25 protein-coding genes are annotated in these 25,604 nt (G+C 64.4%); 10 read left to right on the forward strand and 15 right to left on the reverse strand.

Features of this window, described 5'->3' with window-relative positions; translation table 11 throughout:
- Positions 1 to 62 precede the first annotated feature (62 nt).
- Genes ACXYN8_RS01820 through ACXYN8_RS01830 form a run of 3 tightly spaced genes read left to right on the forward strand, consistent with a single transcriptional unit; the run spans position 63 to position 4,194 of the window.
- Positions 63 to 2,183 carry a TonB-dependent siderophore receptor gene (locus ACXYN8_RS01820; protein ID WP_458887564.1) on the forward strand — a complete coding sequence of 707 codons (2,121 nt, stop codon included), beginning with the start codon at positions 63 to 65 and terminating at the stop codon, positions 2,181 to 2,183.
- The gene (locus ACXYN8_RS01825) at positions 2,183 to 2,725 is read left to right on the forward strand and encodes a hypothetical protein (protein WP_458887565.1); all 543 of its coding nucleotides are present in this window, start codon (positions 2,183 to 2,185) and stop codon (positions 2,723 to 2,725) included. The genes ACXYN8_RS01820 and ACXYN8_RS01825 overlap by 1 nt, the downstream gene beginning before the upstream one ends.
- Positions 2,722 to 4,194: a PepSY-associated TM helix domain-containing protein gene (locus ACXYN8_RS01830; RefSeq protein WP_458887566.1), complete on the forward strand. Its 1,473-nt coding sequence runs from the start codon at positions 2,722 to 2,724 to the stop codon at positions 4,192 to 4,194. Before ACXYN8_RS01825 ends, ACXYN8_RS01830 begins: the two co-directional genes overlap by 4 nt.
- On the opposite strand, the gene ACXYN8_RS01835 is transcribed toward ACXYN8_RS01830, so the two are convergent.
- The 5 genes from ACXYN8_RS01835 to paoA are packed head-to-tail and all read right to left on the reverse strand — an operon-like array spanning position 4,191 to position 9,577.
- Positions 4,191 to 4,808 (reverse strand): nucleotidyltransferase family protein, encoded by a 618-nt coding sequence (locus ACXYN8_RS01835; protein WP_458887567.1) that lies wholly within the window; start codon positions 4,806 to 4,808, stop codon positions 4,191 to 4,193. The genes ACXYN8_RS01830 and ACXYN8_RS01835 overlap by 4 nt on opposite strands.
- Entirely contained in the window at positions 4,795 to 5,772 is a 978-nt protein-coding gene (locus tag ACXYN8_RS01840) for an XdhC family protein (RefSeq protein ID WP_458887568.1), read from the reverse strand. Before ACXYN8_RS01840 ends, ACXYN8_RS01835 begins: the two co-directional genes overlap by 14 nt.
- A gap of 13 nt (positions 5,773 to 5,785) precedes the next feature.
- Positions 5,786 to 7,987: an aldehyde oxidoreductase molybdenum-binding subunit PaoC gene (gene paoC / locus ACXYN8_RS01845; protein WP_458887569.1), complete on the reverse strand. Its 2,202-nt coding sequence runs from the start codon at positions 7,985 to 7,987 to the stop codon at positions 5,786 to 5,788.
- A gap of 4 nt (positions 7,988 to 7,991) precedes the next feature.
- Positions 7,992 to 8,942 (reverse strand): FAD binding domain-containing protein, encoded by a 951-nt coding sequence (locus ACXYN8_RS01850; RefSeq protein ID WP_458887570.1) that lies wholly within the window; start codon positions 8,940 to 8,942, stop codon positions 7,992 to 7,994.
- A gap of 2 nt (positions 8,943 to 8,944) precedes the next feature.
- Positions 8,945 to 9,577 carry an aldehyde dehydrogenase iron-sulfur subunit PaoA gene (gene paoA, locus ACXYN8_RS01855; RefSeq protein WP_458887572.1) on the reverse strand — a complete coding sequence of 211 codons (633 nt, stop codon included), beginning with the start codon at positions 9,575 to 9,577 and terminating at the stop codon, positions 8,945 to 8,947.
- Positions 9,578 to 9,818: 241 nt separating this feature from the next.
- On the opposite strand from paoA, the gene ACXYN8_RS01860 reads away from it, so the two are divergent.
- Complete coding sequence (locus ACXYN8_RS01860; protein WP_458887573.1) at positions 9,819 to 10,574, forward strand: Crp/Fnr family transcriptional regulator; 756 nt, start codon at positions 9,819 to 9,821, stop codon at positions 10,572 to 10,574.
- Entirely contained in the window at positions 10,574 to 11,053 is a 480-nt protein-coding gene (locus ACXYN8_RS01865; RefSeq protein ID WP_458887574.1) for a low molecular weight protein-tyrosine-phosphatase, read from the forward strand. The genes ACXYN8_RS01860 and ACXYN8_RS01865 overlap by 1 nt, the downstream gene beginning before the upstream one ends.
- Here the strand turns inward: ACXYN8_RS01865 and ACXYN8_RS01870 are convergent.
- The 4 genes from ACXYN8_RS01870 to nadB all read right to left on the reverse strand — a co-directional run bounded on the left by ACXYN8_RS01870 (position 11,050) and on the right by nadB (position 16,416).
- Positions 11,050 to 11,385 carry a hypothetical protein gene (locus ACXYN8_RS01870; RefSeq protein WP_458887575.1) on the reverse strand — a complete coding sequence of 112 codons (336 nt, stop codon included), beginning with the start codon at positions 11,383 to 11,385 and terminating at the stop codon, positions 11,050 to 11,052. The two genes, ACXYN8_RS01865 and ACXYN8_RS01870, sit on opposite strands and share 4 nt — an antisense overlap.
- On the reverse strand, positions 11,367 to 13,400 hold the full coding sequence (locus ACXYN8_RS01875; RefSeq protein ID WP_458887576.1) for a ribonucleoside-diphosphate reductase subunit alpha: 2,034 nt from the start codon (positions 13,398 to 13,400) through the stop codon (positions 11,367 to 11,369). The genes ACXYN8_RS01870 and ACXYN8_RS01875 overlap by 19 nt, the downstream gene beginning before the upstream one ends.
- Positions 13,401 to 13,906: 506 nt before the next feature.
- Positions 13,907 to 14,803 (reverse strand): alpha/beta fold hydrolase, encoded by an 897-nt coding sequence (locus ACXYN8_RS01880; protein WP_458887577.1) that lies wholly within the window; start codon positions 14,801 to 14,803, stop codon positions 13,907 to 13,909.
- A 26-nt stretch (positions 14,804 to 14,829) separates the two neighbouring features.
- On the reverse strand, positions 14,830 to 16,416 hold the full coding sequence (gene nadB / locus ACXYN8_RS01885; protein ID WP_458887578.1) for an L-aspartate oxidase: 1,587 nt from the start codon (positions 16,414 to 16,416) through the stop codon (positions 14,830 to 14,832).
- Here nadB and ACXYN8_RS01890 point away from each other — a divergent pair.
- On the forward strand, positions 16,406 to 16,795 hold the full coding sequence (locus ACXYN8_RS01890) for a hypothetical protein (RefSeq protein ID WP_458887579.1): 390 nt from the start codon (positions 16,406 to 16,408) through the stop codon (positions 16,793 to 16,795). The two genes, nadB and ACXYN8_RS01890, sit on opposite strands and share 11 nt — an antisense overlap.
- 30 nt (positions 16,796 to 16,825) lie before the next feature.
- Here the strand turns inward: ACXYN8_RS01890 and ACXYN8_RS01895 are convergent, their stop codons facing one another.
- Both ACXYN8_RS01895 and ACXYN8_RS01900 read right to left on the reverse strand, forming a co-directional pair.
- Positions 16,826 to 17,560, reverse strand: a complete 735-nt coding sequence (locus ACXYN8_RS01895) for a class I SAM-dependent methyltransferase (RefSeq protein ID WP_458887580.1) — start codon at positions 17,558 to 17,560, stop codon at positions 16,826 to 16,828.
- Positions 17,557 to 18,519 (reverse strand): ABC transporter ATP-binding protein, encoded by a 963-nt coding sequence (locus ACXYN8_RS01900; RefSeq protein ID WP_458888886.1) that lies wholly within the window; start codon positions 18,517 to 18,519, stop codon positions 17,557 to 17,559. The genes ACXYN8_RS01895 and ACXYN8_RS01900 overlap by 4 nt, the downstream gene beginning before the upstream one ends.
- A gap of 79 nt (positions 18,520 to 18,598) precedes the next feature.
- Here ACXYN8_RS01900 and ACXYN8_RS01905 point away from each other — a divergent pair, with 79 nt between their 5' ends.
- The 4 genes from ACXYN8_RS01905 (at position 18,599) to ACXYN8_RS01920 (ending at position 21,495) form a co-directional block, all read left to right on the forward strand.
- Positions 18,599 to 18,856 carry a zinc-finger domain-containing protein gene (locus tag ACXYN8_RS01905; RefSeq protein ID WP_458888887.1) on the forward strand — a complete coding sequence of 86 codons (258 nt, stop codon included), beginning with the start codon at positions 18,599 to 18,601 and terminating at the stop codon, positions 18,854 to 18,856.
- 101 nt (positions 18,857 to 18,957) lie between these two features.
- On the forward strand, positions 18,958 to 19,512 hold the full coding sequence (locus tag ACXYN8_RS01910; RefSeq protein WP_458887581.1) for a DUF4402 domain-containing protein: 555 nt from the start codon (positions 18,958 to 18,960) through the stop codon (positions 19,510 to 19,512).
- Between the two features lie 43 nt (positions 19,513 to 19,555).
- On the forward strand, positions 19,556 to 20,977 hold the full coding sequence (tldD, locus tag ACXYN8_RS01915; protein ID WP_458887582.1) for a metalloprotease TldD: 1,422 nt from the start codon (positions 19,556 to 19,558) through the stop codon (positions 20,975 to 20,977).
- 92 nt (positions 20,978 to 21,069) lie between these two features.
- A complete protein-coding gene (locus ACXYN8_RS01920) occupies positions 21,070 to 21,495 on the forward strand; it encodes a hypothetical protein (protein WP_458887583.1) in 426 nt (141 codons plus the stop codon).
- Here the strand turns inward: ACXYN8_RS01920 and ACXYN8_RS01925 are convergent.
- From ACXYN8_RS01925 to guaA, 4 genes are all read right to left on the reverse strand, one after another.
- Positions 21,468 to 22,154 (reverse strand): endonuclease III domain-containing protein, encoded by a 687-nt coding sequence (locus tag ACXYN8_RS01925; RefSeq protein ID WP_458887584.1) that lies wholly within the window; start codon positions 22,152 to 22,154, stop codon positions 21,468 to 21,470. The genes ACXYN8_RS01920 and ACXYN8_RS01925 overlap by 28 nt on opposite strands.
- Positions 22,155 to 22,160: 6 nt before the next feature.
- Positions 22,161 to 22,877, reverse strand: coding sequence for an endonuclease III domain-containing protein (locus tag ACXYN8_RS01930; protein WP_458887585.1), 717 nt, complete (start codon positions 22,875 to 22,877; stop codon positions 22,161 to 22,163).
- A 12-nt stretch (positions 22,878 to 22,889) separates the two neighbouring features.
- Positions 22,890 to 23,897: a zinc-dependent alcohol dehydrogenase family protein gene (locus ACXYN8_RS01935; protein WP_458887587.1), complete on the reverse strand. Its 1,008-nt coding sequence runs from the start codon at positions 23,895 to 23,897 to the stop codon at positions 22,890 to 22,892.
- A gap of 83 nt (positions 23,898 to 23,980) precedes the next feature.
- Positions 23,981 to 25,570 (reverse strand): glutamine-hydrolyzing GMP synthase, encoded by a 1,590-nt coding sequence (gene guaA / locus ACXYN8_RS01940; RefSeq protein WP_458887588.1) that lies wholly within the window; start codon positions 25,568 to 25,570, stop codon positions 23,981 to 23,983.
- Positions 25,571 to 25,604: the final 34 nt, after the last annotated feature.

A 25,604-nucleotide genomic window follows, 5' to 3' on the forward strand; every position in this document is an offset into this window, starting at 1 on the left:
ATGATTTGCAATAGCGCGTCAGATTGATAGAGGCGCACTCGAATCAATCTGGAGAAGCATCGATGGACCCCGTCACCCCGTTCCTGTTCGCGACCGTTGCAGCAAGCAGCGTTGCCGCTGCCGAAGTCCGGCCGGTAGAGGCTTCCGGAGCGGAGATCGTGGTCACGGGCGTCCGTTCCGAAGGGCGTGACGACTACGCGGTAGAGCAGCAGCGCACTGCCACCCGCCTGCCGTTGAGCCAGAAGGAAACGCCGCAATCCGTCAGCGTGGTGACTCGCGCCCAGATTGAGGATTTTCAGCTCAACGATGTGAACCAGTTGCTCGCGACCGTACCCGGCGTCAGCGTGCTCGCGGCGGAAACGGACCGGGTTTATTATTCCGCGCGCGGCTTCGACATCCAGACGTTCCAGATCGACGGCGTCGGCCTGCCGTTCGCGTTCGGCATCCAGACCGGGTCACTCGACACGGCCATATACGACCGGATCGAAGTGGTGCGCGGTGCGCCCGGACTGCTTTCGCCGACCGGCAACCCGTCTGCCCTGATCAACTTCGTTCGCAAGCGTCCGTATCGCGAAGCGCGGGGGCAGGTCTCGGGACAATATGGCTCCTTCGACCACAAGCGGCTGGATGCCGACGTCAGTGTCCCGCTGACCGCCGATGGCAGCATCCGCCTGCGCGGTGTCGGCGCCTATCTCGACACCGACAGCCATCTTGAACGTTACAACCTCCAACGCTGGACGGGATACGGGATCGTCGAAGCGGACCTCGGTCCGGATACGGTTGCAAGCGCGGGCTATGCCCATCAGGATCACCAGAGCAGCGGGGCGCAATGGGGCGGCGTGCCGCTCGTCTACACCGACGGAACGCGGATCGACTTCGGCCGCTCCGACAATACCGGTCCCGACTGGGCCGGATGGGGGGTGATCGATCGCCAGATCTTCGGCGACATCACGCACAATTTCAACGAAGACTGGTTCGTCCGCGCCACGGTGATGCGCCGCGCCGCGAGCGAGGACGACGAGCTGTTCTACGTCTACGGAAATCCGGACCGGGAAACCGGCCTCGGCATTTTCAGCTATCCCGGCAAGTTTTCAGGCGAAACCCGGAATCTGACCTTCGACGCTCACGTCGGTGGCAAAGTGACCGCGGGCGGGCGTGAACACGACGTGATGTTCGGCGCCGTGCGCGGCACGCAGAACTACGTCCAGTCGTCCGCCTACGACTATTCCACGGTCGGTGTGTCGGTGCCGTTGAGCGCGCTGTTTGACGGGACGTTTCCGCGGCCCGACTTTCCCGAACTGTCCGAAAGCCTCGACATCGATTCGACGCGGGAAAGCGTCTACGGACTGGTCCGCCTGAATTCGGCCGATCCTTTCAAGCTGATGATCGGCGGCAGCTATTCTCACGCGAAGAGCGAGGGCACATCCTACGGCGCGCCGCAGGATTTCGACGCCGACAAGTTCCTGCCGTTCGTCGGCGCGACGCTGAAATTGACCGCGAACATCTCGGCCTATGCGAGCTACGCCACCATCTTCAATCCGCAGACGCAGTTCGATGCAGACAACCGGCTGCTGGACCCCGTAACCGGCGACAATGTCGAAGCTGGCCTGAAGGGCGAATGGCTGGGCGGTCGCCTGTTCGCCAGCGCCGCCGTATTCCGCGCCAACCAGAAGAACACCGCGGAGGCTGCCGGTTTTGATGCGGCACTTGGTCGCACGATCTACGCAGGCGTCGATGCGAAATCCGAGGGCGTCGAGTTCGAGATCGCCGGCAGTCCGCTGCCGGGCCTGCAACTGACCGGAGGCTACACTGCAATGAAGGTACGCGGAGCGGACGGCGACGCGGCGCGGACCTTCGTGCCCCGCCGTACCGCGCGCCTCAACGCGGTTTGGTCGCCGCAAAGCCTGAAAGCGCTGAAGTTCGGCGCTTCGTTTCGGCACCAAAGCGACTTTTACTATGAGCCCGGCACGGTGTCGGTGACCACCGGCGCGCCCATCCGTATCGAACAGGGCGATTACGCCATCGTCGATTTGATGGCACATTACGATGTCACCGACAGCATCGGACTGAGCGTCAACGTCCGAAACCTGACCGATGCGAAATATTTGTCGTCCCTGACCTTCGACCAGAGCTTCTACGGCGCGCCGCGCTCGGTCATGGGCACGCTCAGCTTCGGGTTCTGATGATGCTTGCGTTTCCCCTGTCGAGCCTCGTCCTGGCAGTCACTCTGCTTCGATTGGGCTGGAGCGGCGATAGCCGGATCGCCCATCTCGGTTGGGCGATCGGCATCGCTTCTCTCGTCTGGCTCGGTATCCTCGAGGGCGCATGGGGTGTCGCCGTGGGCTTCACTCTGGCCATCGCCGCCGCCTTCGTACCGTTGCTCCATGCGGCGGTAGTCTCTCCGGCCAAAGTCCGGCGGAGCGCGAAGGAGCCGGCGATTGCGCTAGGCGCGGATCGGTCTGCGGTCGGTCGGCGCCTGGCGGTGTTCGCCATGGTGGTGCCAGCGTCCTTCGTCGCCGCGTTGGTATTTGCCCTCGGCGTCAACGCGCTGATGAAGGCGGATGGGGCGCTAGAGGCCAATTCGGTCGCCACCGCCTTCATGCTTCAGCCGCTGGTCTGGGCTGGCCTGATGATATGGCAGATGTGCCTGCCTTCTGTGACCCGAATGGCCCGGCCACCGTTGCTGGTCGCGGCGACCGGCGCAATCCTGTGGGTGATCGCATGACGAACGTTACGAAGGACCAGTCGCTGGTGCAGCGGGCGCTTTCCGGCCACGCTGCGATCGGCCTGCTGGCAGGGGCGTTGATCTACCTCATCGCAGTGACGGGCACGATGATCGTCGTGCTCGAAAAATGGCAGCGCTGGGAACAGCCCGGAATTGCGGAAAGCCTGACGCTCACGCCGCAGGCCGCGCAGGCGGCGGTCCCCAATGTGCTCGCTCTCGAACAGGACTCTCCGCGAACCGAGCATCTCTACATCAGAATGCCGACGCCTGACTTGCCGCGCGCGGTCGTCACCACCGACAACAAGGCATGGTACGTCGATGGCGCCGGACGGGTCGCCGGGCGCGAGGCGCACACCTGGACGGAGTTCGTCGCCGCCCTGCATATCAATCTCACGCTGCCGATCGTGTGGGGCATGATCCTCGTCGGTGCGCTGGGCGTGGCGTTGGCGGCATTGTTGATCACCGGAGTGCTCGCCCACCCGCGCATCTTCCGCGATGCCTTTCGGCTCCGCTCGCGCCATGACGGACAGCTTGCACGTGCGGACTGGCACAACCGGCTGGGCGTATGGACGCTTCCCTTCACGCTCGCGATCACTCTGACCGGCGCGTTCATCGGGCTGAGTTACGCAGGCGCGGGTGCGCTTGCCCATCTGTATACCGGCAACGACACGGACGCCGTCTATGCCACCATCTTCGGAGACGAGCCCCGGCATGATCCGACGCCAGCGCCCATGGCCGACATCGCGCGCGCGATGGACACTGTGGCCGAGCGTTTCCCCCTCACGAACCCCACCTATGTCGTCGTGCACGACCCGAAGACCCGCGGGCAGTTCGTGCAGATCATCGCAGAACACCCGCGGCGGCTGATCTACGGGGAAGTCTATACCTTCGACGGGGCAGGCGATTTTCTGGGCAAGGTCGGCGTGTCGGACGGAGCAATAGGGAGGCAGGCGGCCGCATCGACCTACAATCTGCACTTCGGCAATTACGCAGGTCTGCCGGTGGAGCTGGCCTATATCGCGTTCGGAATTGCCCTCAGCGTGATGACGGCCACCGGAACCACGCTCTGGCTGCGCAAGCGTCGGCGCAAGGGACTGCCGACGCAGCGGCTCGCCGCGGCGTGGTCAGTGACGGTATGGGGCATTCCGCTGGCGCTACTGGCGACGGGATGGATGCGCTTCATGGGCGGTCCGGACGTCCCGCTGGTGGCGGGGTTCTGGGGATTAATGGGCCTGGGATGGGCCACCGCCGTAATGCGTCCGGCGTGGCTGCCTGACGACCGCCTGCGATGCCCGCTCGGCATCGCGCTGGCTATCAGCGCTGCTGTCCACCTGGCGGTATTCAGCGACGCTTACGAGCGCATCGTGCTGATAGACGCCATGCTGCTGATTTCCGGCTTGGCGATCTGGCGACCCCGTATTCTGACGGGTCGCTCTGCCAATCGCAGGATTTCGACCCAGCCCGGCTAGAAAGCTTCCGGCGGAGGAACCATGTGGGCGAGGTCTTCGGCGGTGTCGATGTCCAGCAGGCAACCTTCGTCGTCGGTCTGAATGCGAACGACCCCGTCCAGTTTCTCGAGCAACTTTCGCGCGCCCTGATCGCCGCGCAGCCGGGCGATATCCGGGAACAGGGCACGGGACAGGGCAACGGGATGCCCCGGCTTGTCGTCGACCACCGGAAAGGCCGCAGGGGCGCCCCGGAGCACTTCGTGCAAAACCCGGTCAGCCAGTCCGGCATCTAGGCTGGGCATGTCTCCGAGAAACACCAGCACGGCACGCGCGTCTGGCGGCAGGGTGGCAACGCCGCACTGGAGCGAAGCGGACAGGCCGTTCTGCCAGTTCGCGCACGTCACCACCGACAGGTGCGCCCCGGCCAGCGGGCGGAGCGCCTCCTCGACCTCCTGCGCGCGCGCGCCCAAGACGACCGTCACACTCTCGACGCCGGACGCAAGAGCGGCGGCGGTCGGCCATTGCACCAGAGGGCGACCACGTACGGGGGCGAGCAGCTTCGCGCCGTTGAACCGCCTCGCCGCGCCTGCGGCGAGGACGACGGCATGGCAGCCCTTCGGCTCAGGCCGCGACATGGGGTCCTTGCTGCATCCTGTTCGCTGCCGAAGCGCGGCCCTGCCTTGCAGCGACAATCTCAGCGATGACGGATAGCGCCACTTCCCAAGGGGATGACGCGCCGATGTCGAGCCCTATCGGCGCCGACAGGCGTGCAATCTGCTCCTCGCGCAGGCCGGCCGCGCGCAGCCCCTCGCGCCGTGTATCGAGCTTGCGGCGCGAGCCGAGCACGCCGACGAACCCCGCTTCCGACTGCAACGCCGGAACGAGCGCCTCATGGTCTTTCTCGAGATCGTGCGTCGCAACGGCTATGGCCGTCCAGCGATCGGCGCGGAGGTCGGCAAATGAATCATCCAGCGACCGCCTGTCGTAGCCACCGCCCGATGGTGGCGCGCTTTCCGGGCCGAACGGGGTGAGGAGCATGGTTTCCCAGCCGATTGTCTGGCCAAGTCCCGCCATCGCCAGCGCGAAGGGGTCGCTGCCGACCACGATCAGGCGCTGGCGCGGTTCGTAAAGGCAGGTGATCGTGGCTGGCGGGGCTGGCGCATCGTTCGGCAGGCACTGGCGCGAACGGCCATCGCTGGTCCAGCGTGCCGGGCGTCGCGCCTCCGTCAGCTTCTGCAATTCGGCGAGCGCAGGATCGTCCGGCATCACCTGTTCGATCGCGACCTCAATGCTTCCGCCACAGGGCAGGCGCATGTCGATCATCGGGCTGCCCGTGCCGTAGATCACGCGGCGCGGTTTGCCGTCCACGAGGACTTCGCGCGATCGCAAGGCGACGTCGTCTTCTATGCATCCGCCCGAAAGGAAGCCCCAGCTGCCTGCCGCAGTGACGACCATCTGTGCGCCGATCGGACGCGGGCCGCCATCGGCCTTCACGATAGTGGCGAGGGCGAAAGGCTCCGCGCGTCCCGCAGCCTCGAACATCCGGGGGCGGACGTCGTCTTCCAGCCCGGTCACCAGCCAGTCGGTACTTTCGTTCATTTCGGCAGCACCATCAGGCAATGGCAGGTAGCTGCTCGAGATACTTGTCCAGCGTCAGCGGATAGTCGCGGATGCGGATGCCCGTGGCATTGTACACCGCATTAGCGACCGCCGCGTTCGGTCCGCAAATGCCAAGTTCCCCGACGCCCTTGGCCTTCATCGGTGAGATGATCGGGTCGAGCGTGTCGAGGAAGATGCAATCCTGGTGCGGAATATCGGCATGGACCGGCACTTCGTAGCCCGCGAGATCGTGATTGGCGAAGAAGCCGAACCGCTTGTCGACGTGCAGATCCTCCATCAGCGTGGCGCCCGCGGCCATGACCATCGCACCGATGACCTGACTGCGCGCGGAAAGCGGGTTGAGGATGCGGCCTGCATCGCACACCGCCAGCATCCGCGTGACATGGGTCTCGCCGGTGTAGGCATCGACGCGGACTTCCGCGAAATGCGCGGCATAAGTGCCGACGTCGTATTCCTGCTTGAAATCGCCGAAGGTGATCTCGTCGTCTGCGCTGAGAGCGCCCGCATCGGAGATGTCCCAGCTTTCGTTTCCGACGGTGGCGCGACCATCCTTGAAAGTCGCGGCAGCGCCATCGAAACCCAGCTTCTCGCCGATTTGCCGACGCAGGTTGACGCAGGCGGCATAAACGCCCGCAGTGGAGCTGGCCGCGCCCCATTGCCCGCCGGAGCCGGAGGATACGGGAAAGTCGGAATCCCCCAGTTCGACCGTGACGTGATCGAGCGGCACGCCCATCGTTTCCGCCGCGGTCTGCGCGATGATGGTGTAGGTGCCGGTGCCGATGTCCGTCATGTCTGTCTGGACGGTCAACCGCCCACCGTCCGACATTTTCACCCGCGCCGCCGACTTGGTTGCGGGGCCCGCGCGGTAACCCGCCGCAACGCCCATGCCGGTCAGCCAGCGACCTTCGCGGCTCTGGCCGGGTTTCGCCTTGCGAGAGGACCAGCCGAATTTCTCGGCCCCTTCGGTCAGGCAACGCACGAGATGGCGGTCCGAAATCTTCATTTCGAGATTGCCGGGCACGCGTTCAGCCGCATCGTTGACGATGCGAAGTTCGACCGGGTCCATGCCGAGCTGTTCGGCCAGTTCGTCCATCGCGACTTCCAGCGCCATATGGCCCGGTGCCTCGCCCGGAGCGCGCATGGCGCTCCCTTCGGGCAGGTCGATCTGCGCGACGTAGGATGCCGCCAGCCGGTTCGCGCCGGCGTAGAGCTTGGGCGTCTGCAAGGTGCCGTGCTCGCCATTCTCGCCGGTGATGTTGGCGGACCAGCATTCATGCGCGATGGCCGTGATCCTGCCATCCGATCCCGCCCCGATCCGCACCCGCTGCACCGTCGCAGGACGGTGGGTGGAGTTGTTGACCATCAGCGGGCGCTGCATCGCGATCTTGACCGGGCGCCTGGCTGCCTTCGCGCCGAGTGCGGCCATGACCGCGTCGGCCCGGACGAACAGCTTGCCGCCGAACCCGCCGCCGATATAGGGCGAATCCATCCGGACGTTCTCAGGCGGAATGCCGAGGATGCCGGCCAGCGCACCCTTGCCCCATTGGATCATCTGGTTGGACGTCCAGACTGTCAGCTTTTCGCCTTCCCAGGCGGCGATGGTGGCAAAAGGCTCCATCATCGCGTGGGTTTCGTCGGGCGTGGTGTAGGTGGCATCGACGCGGGCGGAGGCGCTGCCGAAGGCGGCGTCAAAATCGCCCAGCGTCTCGTGCATCTTCTCGCCGCTGAAACCAGTGCCGATCTTTGATTTCGACTTCAGCGTGCTGAGATCGTGTACGCCCTTCACACTGTCGTATTCGGTACGGATCAGCCCTGCGGCAGCGCGTGCCTGTTCGAACGTTTCGGCGACCACGACGGCGATTGCCTGATGGTAATGCGCGACCTCGCGCCCGCCGAACAGCGGCGCCTGGTTGAACGGACTGGTCCCGACGGGGTCGTGCTCCGTCGCAGCGACGATGGCGAGCACACCGGGCGCGCGGCGCGCATCGGCGAGGTTCATCGTCCTGATACGGCCTTTCGCGATCGCCGAACCGACGATCCAGCCATAGGCCTGGTTGGCGGCGACATCGTGCCGTTCGGCAGCGTAGGGCGCAGTGCCGGTGACTTTGAGCGGTCCGTCGATGCGCGGCGTGGACTTGCCGACGATCCGCGCATCGTCGAACAGGTTCGTTCCTGCAGGAGCGTTGAATTCCATCGGATCAGCTCCTCGCTTCGTTGAGAATGCCCGCGAGCGCGCGTTCGGCGAGCGGGATCTTGAATCTGTTCTGCTCCGTCGGGCGCGCATCTGCGAAGGCCGTCGCGACCACGGCACCTGCGCCTTGCGGCAACAGCGCATCGGCTTGAGCCATGCGCCACGGCTTGGGCGCGACCCCGCCGAATGCGACGCGGCCGGTACCGTCGGGCTGGATCACGGCGGCGACGGAAACCAGCGCGAACGCGTAGGACCGACGATCGCGCACCTTCTGGTAAAAATGCTTCCCGCCCAGCGGTTTCGGCAGAGTGACCGCGGTAATCAGTTCCCCCGGCTCCAGCGCGGTCTCGTTCTGCGGCGTTTCGCCCCACAGGCGATGGAAGTCCGCGATGGGAATGGCCCGCGTCGATCCATCGGGCTTCACTGTCTCCACCACCGCGTCGAGCACCCGCAACGCCACCGCCATGTCGCCGGGATAGGTGGCGATGCAGCTGTCCGACACCCCGACGACGCCAAGCTGCCGCGAAGCGCCGCCCAGCGCAGCGCAGCCGTCCCCCGGCTTGCGCTTGTTGCAGGGCATGTTGGTGTCGTAGAAATAGACGCACCGCGTGCGTTGCAGCAGGTTGCCGCCCGTCGTCGCCTTGTTGCGCAATTGCCCCGAGGCACCGGCCTGAATCGCGCGGGTCAGCACGGCATAATCGCGGCGCACCTTGGGATGGGCGGACAGCGCGGTGTTGGACACCAGCGCACCGATCCGGAGACCGCCTTCGGGCGTTTCCTCGATCGTGTCGAAGCCAAGGTCCTGCACATCGACGAGATGCGTCGGAGTTTCGATCTCCAGCTTCATCAGGTCGAGCAGATTGGTACCCCCGGCGATGAATTTCGCCCCTTGCGTGGAGGCAACGGATTGCGCCGCTTCCGCCGCGTTTTTCGCCCGTTCGTACGTAAAGCTGCGCATGGTCAGGCCCCTCCGACTTCGGCCATTGCTTCGGCAATGTTCGAATAGGCGCCGCAGCGGCAGATATTGCCGCTCATCCGTTCGCGCAGTTCGAGATTGGTCGGCCGCACCGTGCCGGTCAGGTCGTCGGTCACGTGGCTGGGCACGCCCTTGCGAATTTCATCGAGCACCGCGACGGCGGAGCAGATTTGCCCCGGCGTGCAATAGCCGCATTGGTAGCCGTCGTGCTTCACGAAGGCCGCCTGCATCGGATGCAGGTCGTCGGGCGTTCCGAGGCCTTCGATCGTCGTGATCTCGTCCCCATCGTGCTGCACGGCGAGGCTGAGGCATGAATTGATCCTCTCCCCATTCACCATGACGGTGCAAGCGCCGCACTGGCCGTGATCGCAGCCCTTCTTGGTGCCGGTGAGTTGGAGATGCTCACGCAGCGTGTCGAGCAGGGTCGTGCGCGTGTCGAGTTCGAGCCGGCGAGTTTCGCCGTTTACCGTGAGACTGAGAGGCATCTTGGCGGGACCCGGTGTTGCGGCTGACATGTCCTGCGCGGATGCGAACGAGGCTTTCGAAGCGGCCGCGGTGGCAGCGCCGCCCGCCAGCACACTCCTGCGCGAAACCTTGAGAAATCTGTCTTGAGCCATGCGCGCTTCCCCTGAAACCTTGGCGGCAGTGTGACACTTCGCACCGCGAAGGCATAGCACAGTTTTCGCTCCGGTGAATCGGCACGCCCTGAAACGGCGCAGGCTGATCCGCCGTCATTCAGGAGGACCGAGGCAGGCTTTCCCCGCTGTCCGCCACCTCCGATTGCGTGATGCCGAAGGAAAGGCAGGAATTCTGCGGCCTTGCGGCGGAACTATCGCGTGGCCGGTCCATTGGGGCCTTATGGCGAGCGAGGATGACAACTATCCCCTGACAGGTCTTTTCCTCAAGGGGCGTTTGCGCCACACTTTTTCCGTCGAGGATGCGCAATATCTGGAAGCGCTGGCGACAGACGATCAGCGCTATTCCAGCACGCATACAGTGATCCGGCGCGGCGATTATGTCGACGTGTCCACCATGCTCGTCGAAGGGTTCATGCTTCGTTGCATCATCGAGGACGGAAAGCGTCACATCGTCGGCATCCAGGTGCCCGGCGACTTCGTCGACCTGCACGCCTTCGCGCTGAAGCGCCTCGATCACGACATCGTGACCGTCGGCGCAGCGCGCGCGGCTTTCGTCCCTCACGAGAAGCTCGAGGCGGTGATGCGCGACAAGCCACGGCTTGCGCGGGTGCTGTGGTTCTCGACCCTGCTGGATGCAGCGATCCACCGCGAATGGATCATGAAGATGGAACAGCTGAACGCAGACGGCCGTGTCGCGCATCTCTTTGCAGAGATGTGGCACCGGTTGAACTACGTCGGGCTGGCGGATGCGAGCGGCTATCACTTCCCGCTGACGCAAGCCGATCTGGCCGATGCCTGCGGCACAACCGCGATCCACATGAACCGCATCCTGCGGTCTTTGCGCGAACAGGGCGTGGTCGATTTTCGCCGGGGCAGGGTGACGATCCCCGATCGCCATGCGCTGGAGAATTACGGCCGCTTCAACCAGTCCTTCCTCTATGGCGAAGGCCAGCTCTATCTGGGCGAAGGCCTCTGATGAAAGCGCCCCGTGCGCGCATCCTGTTCGTCTGCCTCGGAAACATTTGCCGCTCCCCCATGGCGGAGGGAGCGTTCACCCATGCAGCGCGCGAAGCAGGACTGAAGGTGGATGTGGATTCTGCCGGGACCGGCGGCTGGCACGTCGGCAAGCCACCCGATCCGCGCGCTATCGCCGCGACGAAGCGACATGGCATCGACATTTCGCACCTTCGCGTAAGACAAGTGGCAAGCGACGATTTCATGTGCTTCACGCATATCCTCGCCATGGATGCGCGCAATCTTTCCGACCTGATCGCCCTGCGGCCAGAAGCAGCGGAAGTTAGGCTGAGCCTGCTGAGCGATTGCGTTGCGGGAGAGGAAGGGCGCGCCGTCGGCGACCCCTATTACGGCGACGACGACGGGTTCGAGCGGACCTGGCGCGAAGTCAGCGCGGCAGCCGAGGCGCTGGTTGCGCGGCTGTCGGCAGTCGTATCCTAACCGCCCCGCTTCTTCGATCCGAAGAACGATCCGCCACCCAGCACGGTCACTCCCAGGAAGAAGCCGAAATCGTACCACCCGCCACGATTGGGCACGGCGTAAACGGCGATGTCGGGGTTAAGGAGCGAGCCGATGAAGCTCCACGGGAATATGAAGCCGTGCCACACGCCCCACCAGAAGCCGGGCGTCCCGGCGCTCTGCGCTACGCCAGCATCGATCTGCGATGCGCAGGATGCCAGCACGGCAAGGGCCGCGAGCGCCAATGCGGCGCGCGCGGCCCCCTTGCCTGTGACCTTGGAGGTCACGTCATTGCTTACTGGCAGCTGAGGCATTCCTCGTAATCCGTCTGCTCGCCCGCTGCTGCGGCGGTGAGTTCGAACTTGGTCGCGTCCTTGGTGTTGTCGGTTTCGACGCCGCCGGCGAAGCCCGCGCGCTGGACCGACTTGGACCGCAGGTAGTAGAGCGACTTGATGCCCTTCTCCCATGCCTGGAAGTGCAGCATGGCGAGATCCCACTTGTCGACATCGGCCGGGATGAACAGGTTCAGCGACTGCGCCTGATCGATATAGGGCGCGCGGTCGGCCGCGAATTCGAGCAGCCAGCGCTGGTCGATTTCGAAGCTCGTCTTGAAGGTCGCCTTTTCTTCCGGGCTGAGGAAGTCGAGGTGCTGGACGGAGCCGCCCTTCTCGAGGATCGAGTTCCAGACATTGGTGGAATCCTTGCTCTTCGAAGCAAGCAGTTTTTCCAGATAGGGGTTCTTCACGATGAAGCTGCCCGACAGCGTCTTGTGCGTGTAGATGTTCGCCGGGATCGGCTCGATACAGGCGCTGGTGCCGCCGCAGATGATGCTGATCGACGCCGTCGGCGCAATTGCCATCTTGCAGCTGAAGCGTTCCATCACGCCCATTTCTTCCGCGTCCGGGCAAGCGCCGCGTTCGTGCGCCAGCATCATGCTGGCTTCCGATGCCTTGCCTTCGATGTGCTTGAACATCTTGAGGTTCCAGGCCTTCGCCATCGCGCTTTCCATCGCGAGGTTCTTCGACTGGAGGAAGGAGTGGAAGCCCATGACGCCGAGGCCGACGGAACGTTCGCGGCTGGCGGAATACTTGGCGCGCGCCATCTCGTCGGGCGCACGGTCGATATAGTCCTGCAGCACGTTGTCGAGGAAGCGCATGACGTCCTCGATGAACATCTTGTCGCTGTTCCACTCGTCCCAGTTCTCGAGGTTGAGCGAGGACAGGCAGCAAACCGCCGTGCGATCGTTGCCCAGGTGGTCGACACCTGTCGGCAGGGTGATTTCGCTGCACAGGTTCGAAGTCGAGACCTTGAGGCCCAGATCGCGATGATGCTTGGGCATCATGCGGTTCACCGTGTCGTTGAACACGATGTAGGGCTCACCCGTGGCGAGGCGCGTTTCGACCAGCTTCTGGAACAGGCCGCGAGCATTGATGGTGGAGCGGACTTCGCCCGTCTTCGGCGACTTCAAGTCGAAATCCGCATTGTCGCGGACCGCTTCCATGAATTCGTCGGTCAGCAGCACGCCATGGTGCAGGTTCAGCGCCTTGCGGTTGAAGTCTCCGCTCGGTTTGCGGATTTCGAGGAATTCCTCGATCTCCGGGTGGCTGACGTCGAGGTAGCAGGCGGCCGATCCGCGCCGCAGAGAGCCCTGCGAAATCGCCAGCGTCAGGCTGTCCATCACGCGCACGAACGGAATGATGCCGCTGGTCTTGCCGTTCAGGCCGACCGGCTCCCCGATGCCGCGCACGTTGCCCCAGTAGGTGCCGATGCCGCCACCCTTGGAGGCGAGCCACACGTTCTCGTTCCAGGTGCCGACGATGCCGTCGAGGCTGTCGGAAACCGAGTTGAGATAGCAGGAAATCGGCAGGCCGCGATTGGTGCCGCCGTTCGACAGAACCGGCGTTGCCGGCATGAACCACAGGCGCGAGATGTAATCGTACAGACGCTGCGCGTGATCCTGATCGTCGGCATAGGCATCCGCGACGCGCGCGAACAGGTCCTGGAAGGTTTCGCCCGGCAGCAGGTAGCGATCGATCAGCGTTTCCTTGCCGAATTCGGTCAGCAGCGCGTCACGCTCGCTGTTCGTTTCGATCACGAAGCGGCGGTCGTTGACCTTCTTGCTGTCGTCGGCGCCCGCCTTGGCCGCAGAGAGAATGGCTTCGGCCATCGCTTCGCCGGCTTTCTCGGCGACCAGCGTTTCGCTGCCCTTGTCTTCGCTTGTCATGCTTACTGCCGGTGCCTCTTTCTTGGGCGCGGGGGTGCTGGTCTTGGTGTCGTCGAACATATCCTCGAGGCCCATTGCCGCATCATCCCCAGTCCTGAAATCCATCGTCGTGCCCCCGTTCGTTGCCTTGTGCAGACGCACCGTCCGGTGCGCCGCTGTTCTGCCTTCGTTCGAATCGCGGGCCGAAACCTCAGCGTAGCAATTCGCATGGCCGGGCGGGCAAAAACTTATCCCCAATCTGCCCACCGGCCAGCCTTGGGATATGGGTATTCCGCCGACCCGTTACGAGGCGAATCGTCGGTTTGCGGAGGAAAACCGCAGAACCGTCACCTACTAGGTCTAGTGGATGCCCCCCAAAGCTCGACCACAACCAATAGTGAATCAGGTAGGATTCGAGCGCAAGAGGGTTAAGCGCCGTTTACCGTGATCGGCGCGCCGATCCGCTGGCGTGTTGCACAGCCCACACGCCGCGACGCGTGGACCTTCCTAGGGTTTTCGCAGGCGCAAGGGTCAAAATGAATCCGGGAAAAAATTTATCTCCGGAAAGAACGCACGACAGCCCTTTGAATCAATCGAATCGGGCCGCGAAATTTTCTGACCCGGGTTCGCTCTCAGGCTGGCGGCTGGGCCGCGCGAGCGTGTGCGATGATCGCATCTGCGATTTTATCGAGCAGTTCCAGCGGCAGGTCGTGGCCCATGCCGGGGAAGGTCTGGATCGTGGCGCCGGGAATATTGGCCGCGATGTCTCGCCCGCCCTCGCACGACACCAGCGGATCGTCCTCGCCATGCAGGACCAGCGTCGGCAGGTCGAGCTGCCGAAGCATCTTGCGGCGGTCGCCATCGTGCACGATCGCAGCCATCTGCCGCTGCATCCCCTCGGGATAGACCGATCGCTTCATCGCCGCGATGACGTTGGCGCGCAGCCGGTCCTCGTCGGCCGGGTAGCCGGGGCTGCCGATCGTGCGCGAGATCATCATGCCGTGTGCCACCAGCACCTCCGGCTCCGTACTCGCGGGGCGCTTGGTCAGTGCAGCCATTGCTTCGCGTTTTGCCGGTGGCAGCGACGGGTTGCCGGTGGTCGAGAAGATCGTGGTCAGCGAAAGGCATCTGTCCGGATGCCGCGCGGCGACGTGCTGCGCGATCATGCCACCCATGCTGGCGCCGACGATATGCGCCTTCGCGATGCCCAGCGCTTCGAGCACGCCCGCCGCGTCGTCCGCCATGTGCGCGAGCGTGTAGGGCACCTTCGGTTTCAAACCGATTTTCCCCATCAGCACCTGCCGCGCGATTCCCGGAAAGCTGGCGCCGTCGAATTTCTGGCTGAGCCCGATGTCGCGATTGTCGTAACGAATTACGCGGAAGCCGCCCGCGACCAGGGCTTCGACCAGCTCGATCGGCCACAGGGTCAGTTGCGCGCCGAGCCCCATGATCAGCAGGATCGCGGGATCGCCCTTGTCGCCGAAATCCTCGCATTCCAGCGTCAGCCCGTTGGCCGTGACCTGCGCCATGTCTCTCTCCCCCCAGTGTCGGTTCGCTAGGGCACCAGCACAGTGTCGCGCGCCTCGGCATCGGTTTCCGGATAGTCGAGCGTGTAGTGCAACCCCCGGCTTTCGTGTCGCTTGAGCGCGCTTTTCACGATGAGTTCGGCGGCCAGGTGCAGGTTGCGCAGTTCGATCAGATCGGTGGTGACGCGGAAGCTGCCATAGTAATCCTCGATCTCGCGTCCGAGCAGCTCGATCCGGTGCAGCGCACGCTCCAGCCGCTTCGTCGTCCGTACGATGCCGACGTAGTTCCACATCATGCGGCGGATCTCTGTCCAGTTCTGCTTGATGACCACTTCTTCATCGGAATCGGTGACCCGGCTCTCGTCCCAATCGCGGATGGCGGGCGGGGTGTCCATTTCGTCCCAGCTTTCGAGGATGTCCTTCGCCGCCGCTTCGCCGAAGACGAAACATTCGAGCAGCGAGTTGGAAGCGAGCCGGTTCGCGCCGTGCAGCCCGCTTTCGGTGCATTCGCCTGCCGCCCACAGCCCCGGCAGGTCCGTGCGCGCGTCGAGGCCGATCAGAACGCCCCCGCAGGTGTAATGCTGCGCGGGCACGACCGGGATCGGCTGCTTGGTCATGTCGATGCCAAGGCCGAGCAGCTTTTCATGGATCGTCGGGAAATGCTCCGTCACGAATTCGGGCGGCTGGTGGCTGATGTCGAGATGGACGTAATCGAGGCCGTAGCGTTTGATCTGGTCGTCGTTGGCGCGCGCCACGATATCGCGGGGGGCCAGTTCCATCCGTTCCGGATCGTAATCCTTCATGTAACGGTGGCCGGTCTCCGGATGCAGCAGGTGTCCGCCTTCGCCCCGCACGGCCTCCGTGATCAGGAAGTTCTTGACGTCCAGATTGTAGAGGCAGGTCGGGTGGAACTGCATCATCTCCATGTTGGAAACTCGCGCGCCAGCGCGCCACGCCATGGCGATGCCGTCGCCCGTCGCACCGCGCGGAGCCGTGGAAAAGAGGTAGCAGCGACCCGCGCCGCCCGCCGCCATCACCGTCGCGCGCGCGACATGGGCGCGGACCTTGCCCGTCGCCTCGTCCAGCGCATAGACGCCCCAGACGCGGCCCGAACCGGAGTACCGCTCCGCATTGCGGCCGGTGATCAGGTCGACGCAGCTCTGACCCGGCAGCAGCGTGATGTTCGGGTTGGCTTCCGCTGCCTTGAGCAGAGCCTCCTGCACGGCCCAGCCGGTCGCATCGTCGACGTGGACGATGCGGCGATGCGAATGCCCGCCTTCGCGGGTCAGGTGCAGATCGCCCGAGTCCTTGTTGAACGGCACGCCCAGGTCGATCAGCCGTTCGATCGATTCGGGTGCGCGTTCGATCACGAACTCGACCGTCTCGCGCCGATTGAGGCCCGCGCCTGCGATCATCGTGTCGCGGATGTGGTTGTCGAACGTGTCGCCGGCATCGAGCACGGCGGCAATGCCGCCCTGCGCCCAGGCGGTCGAGCCGCCTGTCAGCGATCCCTTGGCGAGCACCAGCACCCGCTTGTGTTCGGCCAGCGCGAGCGCCGCGGTAAGCCCGGCCGCGCCCGATCCGATCACGATGACGTCGTATTGCGTGTTTTCCATCGCGCCGCTTGAACACTTCTGCAAAGCCAAGGGCAAGCATGGCCTTCTTTCGGCCCGACAAATTGCGTCATCGCGGCGACAGGTGGCGCGCACGAAACGGCCTGTCGATTCCACGCTTTGCGTTCGCGACAAGCCTCGTCATCAGGCGGATGTGACAGGGGAAATCATGGACTGGAGGGTCGCGAGAACAATGGGTCTCGGAATATTCGCCTGCGCGCTCGGGCGTCACAAGATCGAAGCCGAAGCCGTCCGGCAGGTGCATGGACAGCGCGTTGCGCGTTGCCCGCGCTGCTCGACTGCGCTTGAAGACTTGGGTCATAACGAATGGCGACCGCTCGCCAATCACGATGCGGGACTGAGCAGCCGGATGCTGCGCTGAACCCGTTTTACTGAATTGGGGGTCGCTGCTTCAGAGAGTGGCGACCACCAGCCTGTAACCGCAATCCGAGTCCTGCGCCTGCATTAAGGCAGCATTCTCGCGCGCCCATGTGCCATCGGCAAGATCGCGTTCGAGCCGGGCCAGCCCTTCCTCCAGATCGTCGAGCGCCCAGAAGGACGAACTGCCCGCCCGGATGCGCGGGTCCAGATAGGCTGCCGGGCGACGCCAGTAGGCATAGAGAAAGCCGTCGGTGCAATCGTGCGGCACCGGCACAGTTTCGATCGCAACCGCACCGAGGTGCTCGGCGTAGAAGTCGAGCGGCGGCATCTGCCCGTCGTCGAGCGTGACGAGTTGCGGCCAGTAGCGCATCTGCCACAGGTCACGCTTTGCCGGGTCGAAGGTGAGCAGGACGACGCGATCGCGCGCCACGCGGCGCATTTCGGCAAGGCCCTTTGCCTGGTCAGTCCAGTGATGAATCGTCAAGACGCCCATCACGGCATCGAAGCTGTCGTCGGGGTAGGGCAGCGCTTCCGCCGTACCTTGAACGGCTGGCCCGGCACCGGCAGGCCGCTGCGCGATCATCTCCGCCGAAGGTTCGATCGCGGTAACGCTGCGTCCGGCGGGTTCGTAGGAGCCGGCGCCTGCACCGACATTCAGGATGGCATTCGCCGGGCCGAGCGCGGCATCTATCTGCGCGGCGATGCGCGGGTCCGGTCGCCTCAGATTGGCGTAATCGATGCCGATGCGGTCGTAGAGCGCGTTCACGCAGCCGCGGTAAGCTGAACGAAGACGTCCTCCAGATCCGCTTCCCGCGTCGTCACGTCCTCGATGGTGAATCCCTGGTCCTGTACGCGGCTGAGCACCTGCCCGGCGGTCATGGTATCCTTGTTGTACGTGATCTCGAACGTATGCTCGCCCGTCAGTTCGCATTTGACGAACTGATCGTCGGCGGGCGGCTGGCTGATCTCGCCTTCGACGGTGACCGAGACGATCTTCTCGCGCGCCATGTCGACCAGCTCGCGCGTCGGCTTGTTGGCGATCAGTTCGCCGTGGTTGATGATGGCGATGCGATCACACAGCTGCTCGGCTTCCTCGAGGTAGTGCGTGGTCAGCACGATGGTGACGCCGCGCTTGTTGAGGTCGGTGACCAGTTCCCACAGCTGGCGGCGCAGATCGACATCGACGCCTGCCGTCGGCTCGTCCAGCACGAGGATCGGGGGCGAGTGCACCATGGCCTTGGCCACCAGCAGCCGCCGCTTCATCCCGCCCGACAGGGTGCGGGCATAGGCATCGCGCTTGTCGGAAAGGTGGACGGCAGCGAGCAGTTCCTCGCTTCGCCGCTCGGCCTTGGGGATGCCGTAGAATCCCGCCTGATTCTCCAGCACCTCGAAGGGCGTGAAGAAGGGGTCGAAGACGATTTCCTGCGGGACGATCCCGATCGATCGCTTGGCATTGCGGGGATCGTCGCCGATGTCGAAGCCCCAGATGCTGGCGCTGCCTTCGGTGCGATTGACCAGGCCGGCAAGGATGTTGATGAGCGTGGACTTGCCCGCGCCATTCGGGCCGAGCAGGCCGAATATCTGACCCTGCGGGACGTCGAAACTGACCCCCTTCAGCGCCAGCTTGTCCGGCTCTCCCTTCACGCCCTTGTACCGCTTGACGAGGTTGTCGATGCGGATGGCGGGCGGGGCGGAAGCGGGCGCGGTTTCGCTTGGGGTCGTCATGCGCGTCGCAATGCGGCAGCCCTGCCGCGCCGTAAACCCCTTATTGCGTGCAGCCATCTGGGTGATTATGGCATCCGCCATGATCGAACCGCCCGAAGTGACCTTGGTCGATAACCCGCGTTGCAGCTGCGATGGATCGGGCAATATCCGCGCCGGTGCCGGCTACACGCCGTCTGCCCTCGGCCACCCGCGCATTTACCTCCAGATCGACGAGCATGGCTATGTCGATTGCGGATATTGCGACCGCCGCTTCGTTTTGCGCGGCGGCCCAGCCGACGGGGTGGACCAGTCCGCCTTGCACGACATTTCCGAAGGCGCCGATCCCGGCCATCGCTGAACCGCGAGACGCCGCCTTCATACCAATTTAACTGCGAGTGTTACGTCCTGTTTAGGTGATTGCCCTTATGCATGGGGCAAGATCGAAGCAGGAGTGCAGTTTTGCCCCACAACCCGACACCGCGCGCAGTTCGGCGCTGGATTGCCTTGCTGGCCGTCGCTGGTGCCGCCGTGGCCATGCCTGCCGCAGCCCAGACCGCAAGCATCAAGGGCAAGGCGGGGGGACGCGTCGTGGCTCCGCTGACCCTGGCGAAGACCGACGACCTTGCCTATGGCTCGATCGTACCGGGCACCACGCCCGGCACGGTTTCGATCGCCGCGACCAATGGCGCAGTCACCAAGACCGGCGATCCGAAGCTGCTCGCCAGCACGCGCCATCGCGGGCGCTTCGAAGCCTACGCGCCGCTCGGCATCCTGATGCTCGTCACGGGCGATCCGACCGTGACGCTCAATCGTGTCGGTGGCGGGGCCAGCATGACCTCGACGCTGACCTACCGCACCGGCAGCGGCCTGCTTTCGCTCCCCGGCCTCAACGTGCGGCTTCTGACCACCGCGCCGGTGCAGGAAATCCACGTCGGTGGCACGCTGACCGTCGGCGCGAACCAGGCGCCCGGTAATTACCAGGGCACGTATTCGGTCAACGTCATCTATCTCTAGTCGCGACTATGAATAGTGCCGCCGCTTTCCTATATCAGCGGGCATGACCGAACTCGATCCGCGCGCGCTGCTCTACGGCAATTCCCTGTCCCCCGAAGAAGCGCAGGCGCTTGCCGCCGAGACGCTCAAAGCTTGCGACGATGGGGAGCTTTATCTCCAGCATACCGCCAGCGAGGCGTTCGTCTTCGATGACGGGCGGCTGAAAACCGCCGACTATTCGCGCGACAGCGGCTTCGGCCTGCGCGGGGTGAGCGGCGAGATGACGGGCTTCGCCCACGCCAATGAATTGTCGCCCGCCGCCATCCGCCGGGCGGGTGAGACCCTGCAACTGCTCGACTCGGCAGAACGCAAGCTGGCCGCCCCGCCGCAGGGGAACAACCGCCACCTTTACACCGATGCCAGCCTGCTCGACGCGATACCTTTCGCGCAAAAGGTCGCGCTGATCGCGAAGATCGACGCCGCCGCGCGCGCCCGCGATCCGCGCGTGGCGCAGGTCACCGTGGGCCTTTCGGGAACTTGGTCGGTAGTGGAGATCGTTCGGCCCGACGGCTTCGTCGCGACCGACATACGGCCGCTGGTGCGCCTCAACGTCTCGATCCTCGCCGAACAGGACGGTCGCCGCGAAACGGGCAGCTTCGGCATGGGCGGACGCTACCTTTACGACGCGCTGTTCGAAGACGCGAACTGGAACCGCGCCATCGACGAGGCACTGGCGCAGGCGCTGGTTAATCTGGAAAGCGTCGCCGCGCCCGCAGGTGAAATGACCGTGCTGCTTGGACCCGGCTGGCCCGGCGTCCTGCTGCACGAGGCAGTGGGCCACGGGCTGGAAGGCGATTTCAACCGCAAGGGTACCAGCGTGTTTTCGGGCCGCATCGGCGAACAGGTCGCCTCGCGCGGCGTCACTGTGGTGGACGATGGCAGCATCGCAAACCGCCGCGGATCGCTCAGCATCGATGACGAGGGCACGCCCACGCGCGAATGCGTGCTGATCGAAGACGGCATCCTCAAGGGCTACATGCAGGACCGCCTCAACGCCCGCCTGATGGGTGTGGAGGCGACCGGCAACGGGCGGCGCGAAAGCTTCGCCCACGCGCCCATGCCACGCATGACCAATACTTTCATGCGCAGCGGGAACGACGATCCGGCGGAACTGCTCGGCCGGGTGAAGAACGGCATCTTCGCCAAGAGTTTCGGCGGCGGGCAGGTCGACATCGTATCGGGCAAGTTCGTCTTCAGCTGCACCGAAGCCTACAAGGTGGAGAACGGCAGGCTTGGCGCTCCGATCAAGGGCGCGACGCTGATCGGCGACGGGCCGAGCGTGCTGAACCAGATCATCGGCATCGGTAACGATATGGCGCTGGACGAAGGTATCGGCGTGTGCGGCAAGGGCGGGCAGAGCGTGCCTGCCGGCGTCGGCCAGCCGACGCTGCTGGTCGAAGGTCTCACAGTCGGCGGCACGGCCTGAAACATTGCGAAACGAAGCGCGCTGCCGGGTGCAGAAACTCAGCTAGCGTTCAGCCGTTTGTGATATAAGATGACACGAACAGGAGACTCGCCATGGCCAAACTTCCGAAATTCGTACTTGTTGCAGCCGGACTGAGCGCACTTGCCGCAACCCCGCTCGCCGCCCAGTCGGAAGCACGGATCAGCAAGGGCGAAGAAGAACTGGCCGAGATGCTCGAAGGGCGCGTTGCCGGCGAACCGGAAAGCTGCATCCGCACCTTTTCAAACCGCAGCCTCCAGGTCATCGACGGAACGGCGCTGGTCTATCGCGATGGCAAGACCCTGTGGGTCAATCGCACCCGCAGCCCGCGCACGCTCGATGACCGTGATTACCTGGTGATCCGCAAGTTTGGCGGTTCGGCCAGCGAATTGTGCCGTCTCGATAACGTGACGACGCATGACCGGGGCAGCAATTTCTTCTCCGGCGTAATCATGCTGGAAGACTTCGTGCCCTACCGGATGGCCGACGCGGAAGGCTGATCGCCTGACGCCGCCTTGCGAGCGGCATAGTATTCGCACAGATCGTTGACCGGGCAGGTCGGGCATTTCGGAGCGCGTGCGGTGCAGATGCGCTTGCCGAACTGAATCAGCCAGAAATGACCGTCGCGCATCGCCCACTGAGGTGATCGTTGCTCCAGCTGGATCGCGGTGCGATCGGCGGTTGGCGCATCAGTCAGTCCGATACGGTTGCACACGCGATGGACGTGCGTGTCGACCGCGATCACGTCCTTCCCGAAGGTGAAGCTGAGCACGATGTCGGCGCATTTGCGCCCGATGCCCGGCAACGCCATCAGCCCCTCGCGCGTGTCGGGCACGACGCCGTCATGCCGCTCCAGCAGGGCGGAGCAGAAGGCGCGGATGTTCCGCGTCTTCATGTTGTAGAGCCCGCATGGCTTGATCGCTTGCGCGATGGCCTCGTCATCGAGCGCAAGCATGGCTTTCGGCGTTCTCGCCAGCGCGAACAGCTGTCGCGCGGCCTTGGCCGTATTGTGGTCCAGCGACTGGGCCGAAAGCATACACGAGATACAGGACCGGAAAGCATCGGGCTGGCCCTTGGGGCCCTTCGCCCCCTTCGTCCGGCCCGGCATGGCGGCCCGCAGCCGGCCATACACCTCCTCGATCTGCGGCTCACTCAGCATGACGGATCAGCGGTCCGGTGCGCGCGCGGTTCCCGTCGGGCAAAGCGAGAGCGCGGGGCAGGCGGCGCAAGCAGGGGCTTTGGGGCGGCAGTAATTCTGGCCCAGCTTCTTCATCAGCAAATGGTGTTCATCGAAATCGGTCGCGCTCCATTCGGGCGGCATGACCGGCATGATCGCGGCAAAGGCCCGGTCGGTATCGGCCTTGGCCGGGACCAGCGCCATGCGCCGCAGGATGCGCGTGTGGTGACTATCGAGCACAATGGCGCGACGATCCAGCGTGCTGGCATTCATGACCCCGGCAGCAATCTTGCGCCCGATGCCCGGCAGCTGTTCCAGCCAGCGCATGGCCGCATCCGTCTCCATATCGGCGAGGTGCGACAGGTCGACCGATCCGCGCCGCGCGATCAGGGCGGTGAGCGCGCCTTTCAGCCGCTCGGCGGCGATGTTGGGATATGTCTGGGTGGAAAGCTCCTGTTGCAGTTCGGGGAGCGGGGCGCCCGCGACACGATCGAAACTGCCAAAACGCAGTCGCAAGCGGTCGGTGGCGGCGTTCGACACCTCCGACTTCGTCCGCGCGCCGATGACGCCCTGCACGAGCACCCATTCCGGCTGGCGCCACTGTGCCGCCGCCCGCTCCACCCGCCCGAACGCCTGAACCAGGCGCGGCTGCAACTGGCGCAGCACTTCGGTGCGGGGATCGGGGCCGAGGTCGAGCAGGTCCACTGCGCGAAGTTGTCAGATCTCGATGGCGATCTTGCCCAGATGCGATCCGCTTTCTTCGTGGCGGAAAGCATCGGCCAGCTTTTCCAGCGGGAAGCGGTCGCTGATCTGGGGTTTCAGGCCATTGGCATCGATTGCCGCTATCATCCGTTGTTGCATGACACGGCTGCCGACGGTCAAACCCTGCAAACGGCCCATCTTGCGCATCAGCGCCGCCGTCTGGACTTCACCCGACTGGCCGGTCAGCACCCCGATAAGATGGATGTGGCCGCCGGGGCGGATAGCGGCAATCGACTGGTTCACAGTACCGGGGCCGCCGACTTCTATGACGTGATCGACACCCTTGCCGTCCGTCCAGTCGTAGGCTGCATCGCCCCATTTCTCACAGGTCTTGTAATTGATCGTGTGGTCGGCGCCGAGGTTACGGACCGTTTCCAGCTTTTCGTCGGAGCTCGATGTGGCGATCACCTTTGCCCCGGCTGCTTTCGCGAAAAGCAGGGCAAACAGCGAGACGCCGCCCGTCCCCTGGATCAAGACGGTCTGTCCGGGAACCAGCTTGCCGTCTTCCATCAGCGCCCGCCAGGCGGTCAGGCCAGCGCAGGGCAGGGTAGCGGATTCGATGTAATCCAGCGACTGCGGCGCGTGCGTGAACGCATCGGTCCCCTTGGTGACCATTTCGCAGGCGAACCCGTCGATACCGTCGCCGGGGGTCGTCTCGAAGCTGCCGAGCGGGGGTGCGCCGTTCTTCCAGCGTGGGAAGAAGGTCGAAATGACGCGATCGCCGACCGCGAACTCCTCGACACCGTCGCCTACGGCAAACACTTCTCCTGCGCCGTCGGACAGGGGAATGCGCTTGTCGTCGGTGGGGATCATCCCTGCGACCACGGCGTAATCGTGGAAGTTCAGCGATGAGGCATGAAGCTTTACCGTAACCTCGCCTGCGGCTGGGGCGCGGGGATCGGCGATGTCGACCACCTCCAGGCTGTCGAGGCTGGCGGGGTTGCGGACTTGAACGGCTTTCATATCAGGGCTCCATTGGAAACGCGGGTTTCCTTCGCAACGGGCCACTGCGCGCTTTGTTCATTCCGTTACGGCAGAAATCACCTTTATTCCCATTCGATCGTGCCGGGCGGCTTCGACGTGTAGTCGTAGACCACGCGGTTGATGCCCTGCACTTCGTTGACGATGCGGGTGGCGCAGCCGGTCAGGAAAGCGGCGTCGAAGGGATAGACGTCTGCCGTCATCCCGTCCGTGCTCGTCACGGCGCGCAGGCCGCAAACCGAATCATAGGTGCGGTGGTCGCCCATCACGCCGACGGTCTTGACCGGGAGCAGCACGGCAAAAGCCTGCCAGATCGCGTCGTAGAGGCCAGCCTTGCGGATCTCGTCGAGATAGATCGCGTCGGCCTTGCGCAGGATGTCGCAGCGTTCCTTCGTCACTTCGCCGGGAATGCGAATGGCGAGGCCCGGTCCGGGGAAGGGGTGGCGGCCCACGAACTGTTCGTTGAGGCCCAGTTCGCGGCCCAGTTCGCGCACCTCGTCCTTGAACAGTTCGCGCAAAGGCTCGACCAGCTTCATGTTCATGCGTTCGGGCAGGCCGCCGACATTGTGGTGGCTCTTGATCGTGACGCTCGGCCCGCCGGTGAAGGAAACGCTTTCGATCACATCGGGATAGAGCGTGCCCTGCGCGAGGAATTCCGCCCCGCCGAGCTTGTTCGCCTCTTCCTCGAACACGGCGATGAATTCGCCGCCGATGAACTTGCGCTTCTTTTCCGGGTCGGTGACGCCGGCAAGGCCAGTCATGAAGCGTTCTTCCGCGTCCACGACGACCAGCGGAATGTTGTAATGATCGCGGAACAGCGTTTCGACCTGTTCGCGCTCGTTCATTCGCAGCAGGCCGTGGTCGACGAAGACGCAGGTCAGCTGATCGCCGATCGCCTCGTGGATTAGGATTGCCGCGACCGAGCTGTCGACCCCGCCCGAAAGGCCGCAGATGACGCGCTTGTCTCCCACCTGCGCGCGGATCTCGGCGACCTTGGTGTCGCGATAGGCGGCCATGGTCCAGTCGCCCGCCAGTCCGCAGACGTGTCGCACGAAATTGGAGAGCAGCCTGGCGCCGTCGGGCGTGTGGACGACTTCAGGATGGAACTGCGTGCCGTAGAACCTGCGCGCTTCGTCCGCGATGACGGCGAAGGGCGCGCCGTCGCTGGTGGCGACGATCTCGAACCCTTCGGCGAAGCGCGTGACCTTGTCGCCGTGGCTCATCCAGACCTGATGCCGCTCACCCACGTTCCAGAGGCCGTCGAACAGCGCACATTCCTTGGTCACGGTGAGGTACGCACGACCGAACTCGCCGCCTTCCCCGGTCTCGTGTCCGGGCCGCACCTCGCCGCCAAGCTGGTGACTCATCACCTGCTGGCCGTAGCAGATGCCGAGGATCGGGACGCCCGCTTCGAACAGCATGGCCGGCGCGCGAGGGCTGCCTTCTTCCGGCACGCCTGCGGGGGAGCCGGACAGGATGATGCCCTTGGGGCGCATCCGCGTGAAGGCGTCTTCCGCCAGCGTGAAAGGTGCGATCTCGCAATAGACCCCCGCTTCGCGCACGCGGCGCGCGATGAGCTGGGTCACCTGGCTGCCGAAATCGACGATCAGGATGGAGTCTGGGTGAAGGGAATCGGAAGGATGTGCGTCGGCCATGGCCTCCCCGTTAGTGGCTCGCGCGCGGCTCTGT

Source organism: Altererythrobacter sp. CAU 1778, from assembly GCF_054482795.1.

What these genes read in the sequence shown, in the direction of transcription:
- ACXYN8_RS01860 (WP_458887573.1), top strand. Translation starts at nt 9,819, where the DNA reads ATGGCGAGCGAGGATGACAACTATCCCCTGACAGGTCTTTTCCTCAAG.
- ACXYN8_RS01835 (WP_458887567.1), bottom strand. Translation starts at nt 4,808, where the DNA reads ATGTCGCGGCCTGAGCCGAAGGGCTGCCATGCCGTCGTCCTCGCCGCA.
- ACXYN8_RS01865 (WP_458887574.1), top strand. Translation starts at nt 10,574, where the DNA reads ATGAAAGCGCCCCGTGCGCGCATCCTGTTCGTCTGCCTCGGAAACATT.
- paoA (WP_458887572.1), bottom strand. Translation starts at nt 9,577, where the DNA reads ATGGCTCAAGACAGATTTCTCAAGGTTTCGCGCAGGAGTGTGCTGGCG.
- guaA (WP_458887588.1), bottom strand. Translation starts at nt 25,570, where the DNA reads ATGGCCGACGCACATCCTTCCGATTCCCTTCACCCAGACTCCATCCTG.
- ACXYN8_RS01925 (WP_458887584.1), bottom strand. Translation starts at nt 22,154, where the DNA reads ATGCTGAGTGAGCCGCAGATCGAGGAGGTGTATGGCCGGCTGCGGGCC.
- ACXYN8_RS01935 (WP_458887587.1), bottom strand. Translation starts at nt 23,897, where the DNA reads ATGAAAGCCGTTCAAGTCCGCAACCCCGCCAGCCTCGACAGCCTGGAG.
- ACXYN8_RS01825 (WP_458887565.1), top strand. Translation starts at nt 2,183, where the DNA reads ATGATGCTTGCGTTTCCCCTGTCGAGCCTCGTCCTGGCAGTCACTCTG.
- ACXYN8_RS01820 (WP_458887564.1), top strand. Translation starts at nt 63, where the DNA reads ATGGACCCCGTCACCCCGTTCCTGTTCGCGACCGTTGCAGCAAGCAGC.
- ACXYN8_RS01850 (WP_458887570.1), bottom strand. Translation starts at nt 8,942, where the DNA reads ATGCGCAGCTTTACGTACGAACGGGCGAAAAACGCGGCGGAAGCGGCG.
- ACXYN8_RS01905 (WP_458888887.1), top strand. Translation starts at nt 18,599, where the DNA reads ATGATCGAACCGCCCGAAGTGACCTTGGTCGATAACCCGCGTTGCAGC.
- ACXYN8_RS01875 (WP_458887576.1), bottom strand. Translation starts at nt 13,400, where the DNA reads ATGGATTTCAGGACTGGGGATGATGCGGCAATGGGCCTCGAGGATATG.
- paoC (WP_458887569.1), bottom strand. Translation starts at nt 7,987, where the DNA reads ATGGAATTCAACGCTCCTGCAGGAACGAACCTGTTCGACGATGCGCGG.
- ACXYN8_RS01840 (WP_458887568.1), bottom strand. Translation starts at nt 5,772, where the DNA reads ATGAACGAAAGTACCGACTGGCTGGTGACCGGGCTGGAAGACGACGTC.
- tldD (WP_458887582.1), top strand. Translation starts at nt 19,556, where the DNA reads ATGACCGAACTCGATCCGCGCGCGCTGCTCTACGGCAATTCCCTGTCC.
- ACXYN8_RS01870 (WP_458887575.1), bottom strand. Translation starts at nt 11,385, where the DNA reads ATGCCTCAGCTGCCAGTAAGCAATGACGTGACCTCCAAGGTCACAGGC.
- ACXYN8_RS01900 (WP_458888886.1), bottom strand. Translation starts at nt 18,519, where the DNA reads ATGACGACCCCAAGCGAAACCGCGCCCGCTTCCGCCCCGCCCGCCATC.
- ACXYN8_RS01880 (WP_458887577.1), bottom strand. Translation starts at nt 14,803, where the DNA reads ATGGCGCAGGTCACGGCCAACGGGCTGACGCTGGAATGCGAGGATTTC.
- nadB (WP_458887578.1), bottom strand. Translation starts at nt 16,416, where the DNA reads ATGGAAAACACGCAATACGACGTCATCGTGATCGGATCGGGCGCGGCC.
- ACXYN8_RS01920 (WP_458887583.1), top strand. Translation starts at nt 21,070, where the DNA reads ATGGCCAAACTTCCGAAATTCGTACTTGTTGCAGCCGGACTGAGCGCA.
- ACXYN8_RS01830 (WP_458887566.1), top strand. Translation starts at nt 2,722, where the DNA reads ATGACGAACGTTACGAAGGACCAGTCGCTGGTGCAGCGGGCGCTTTCC.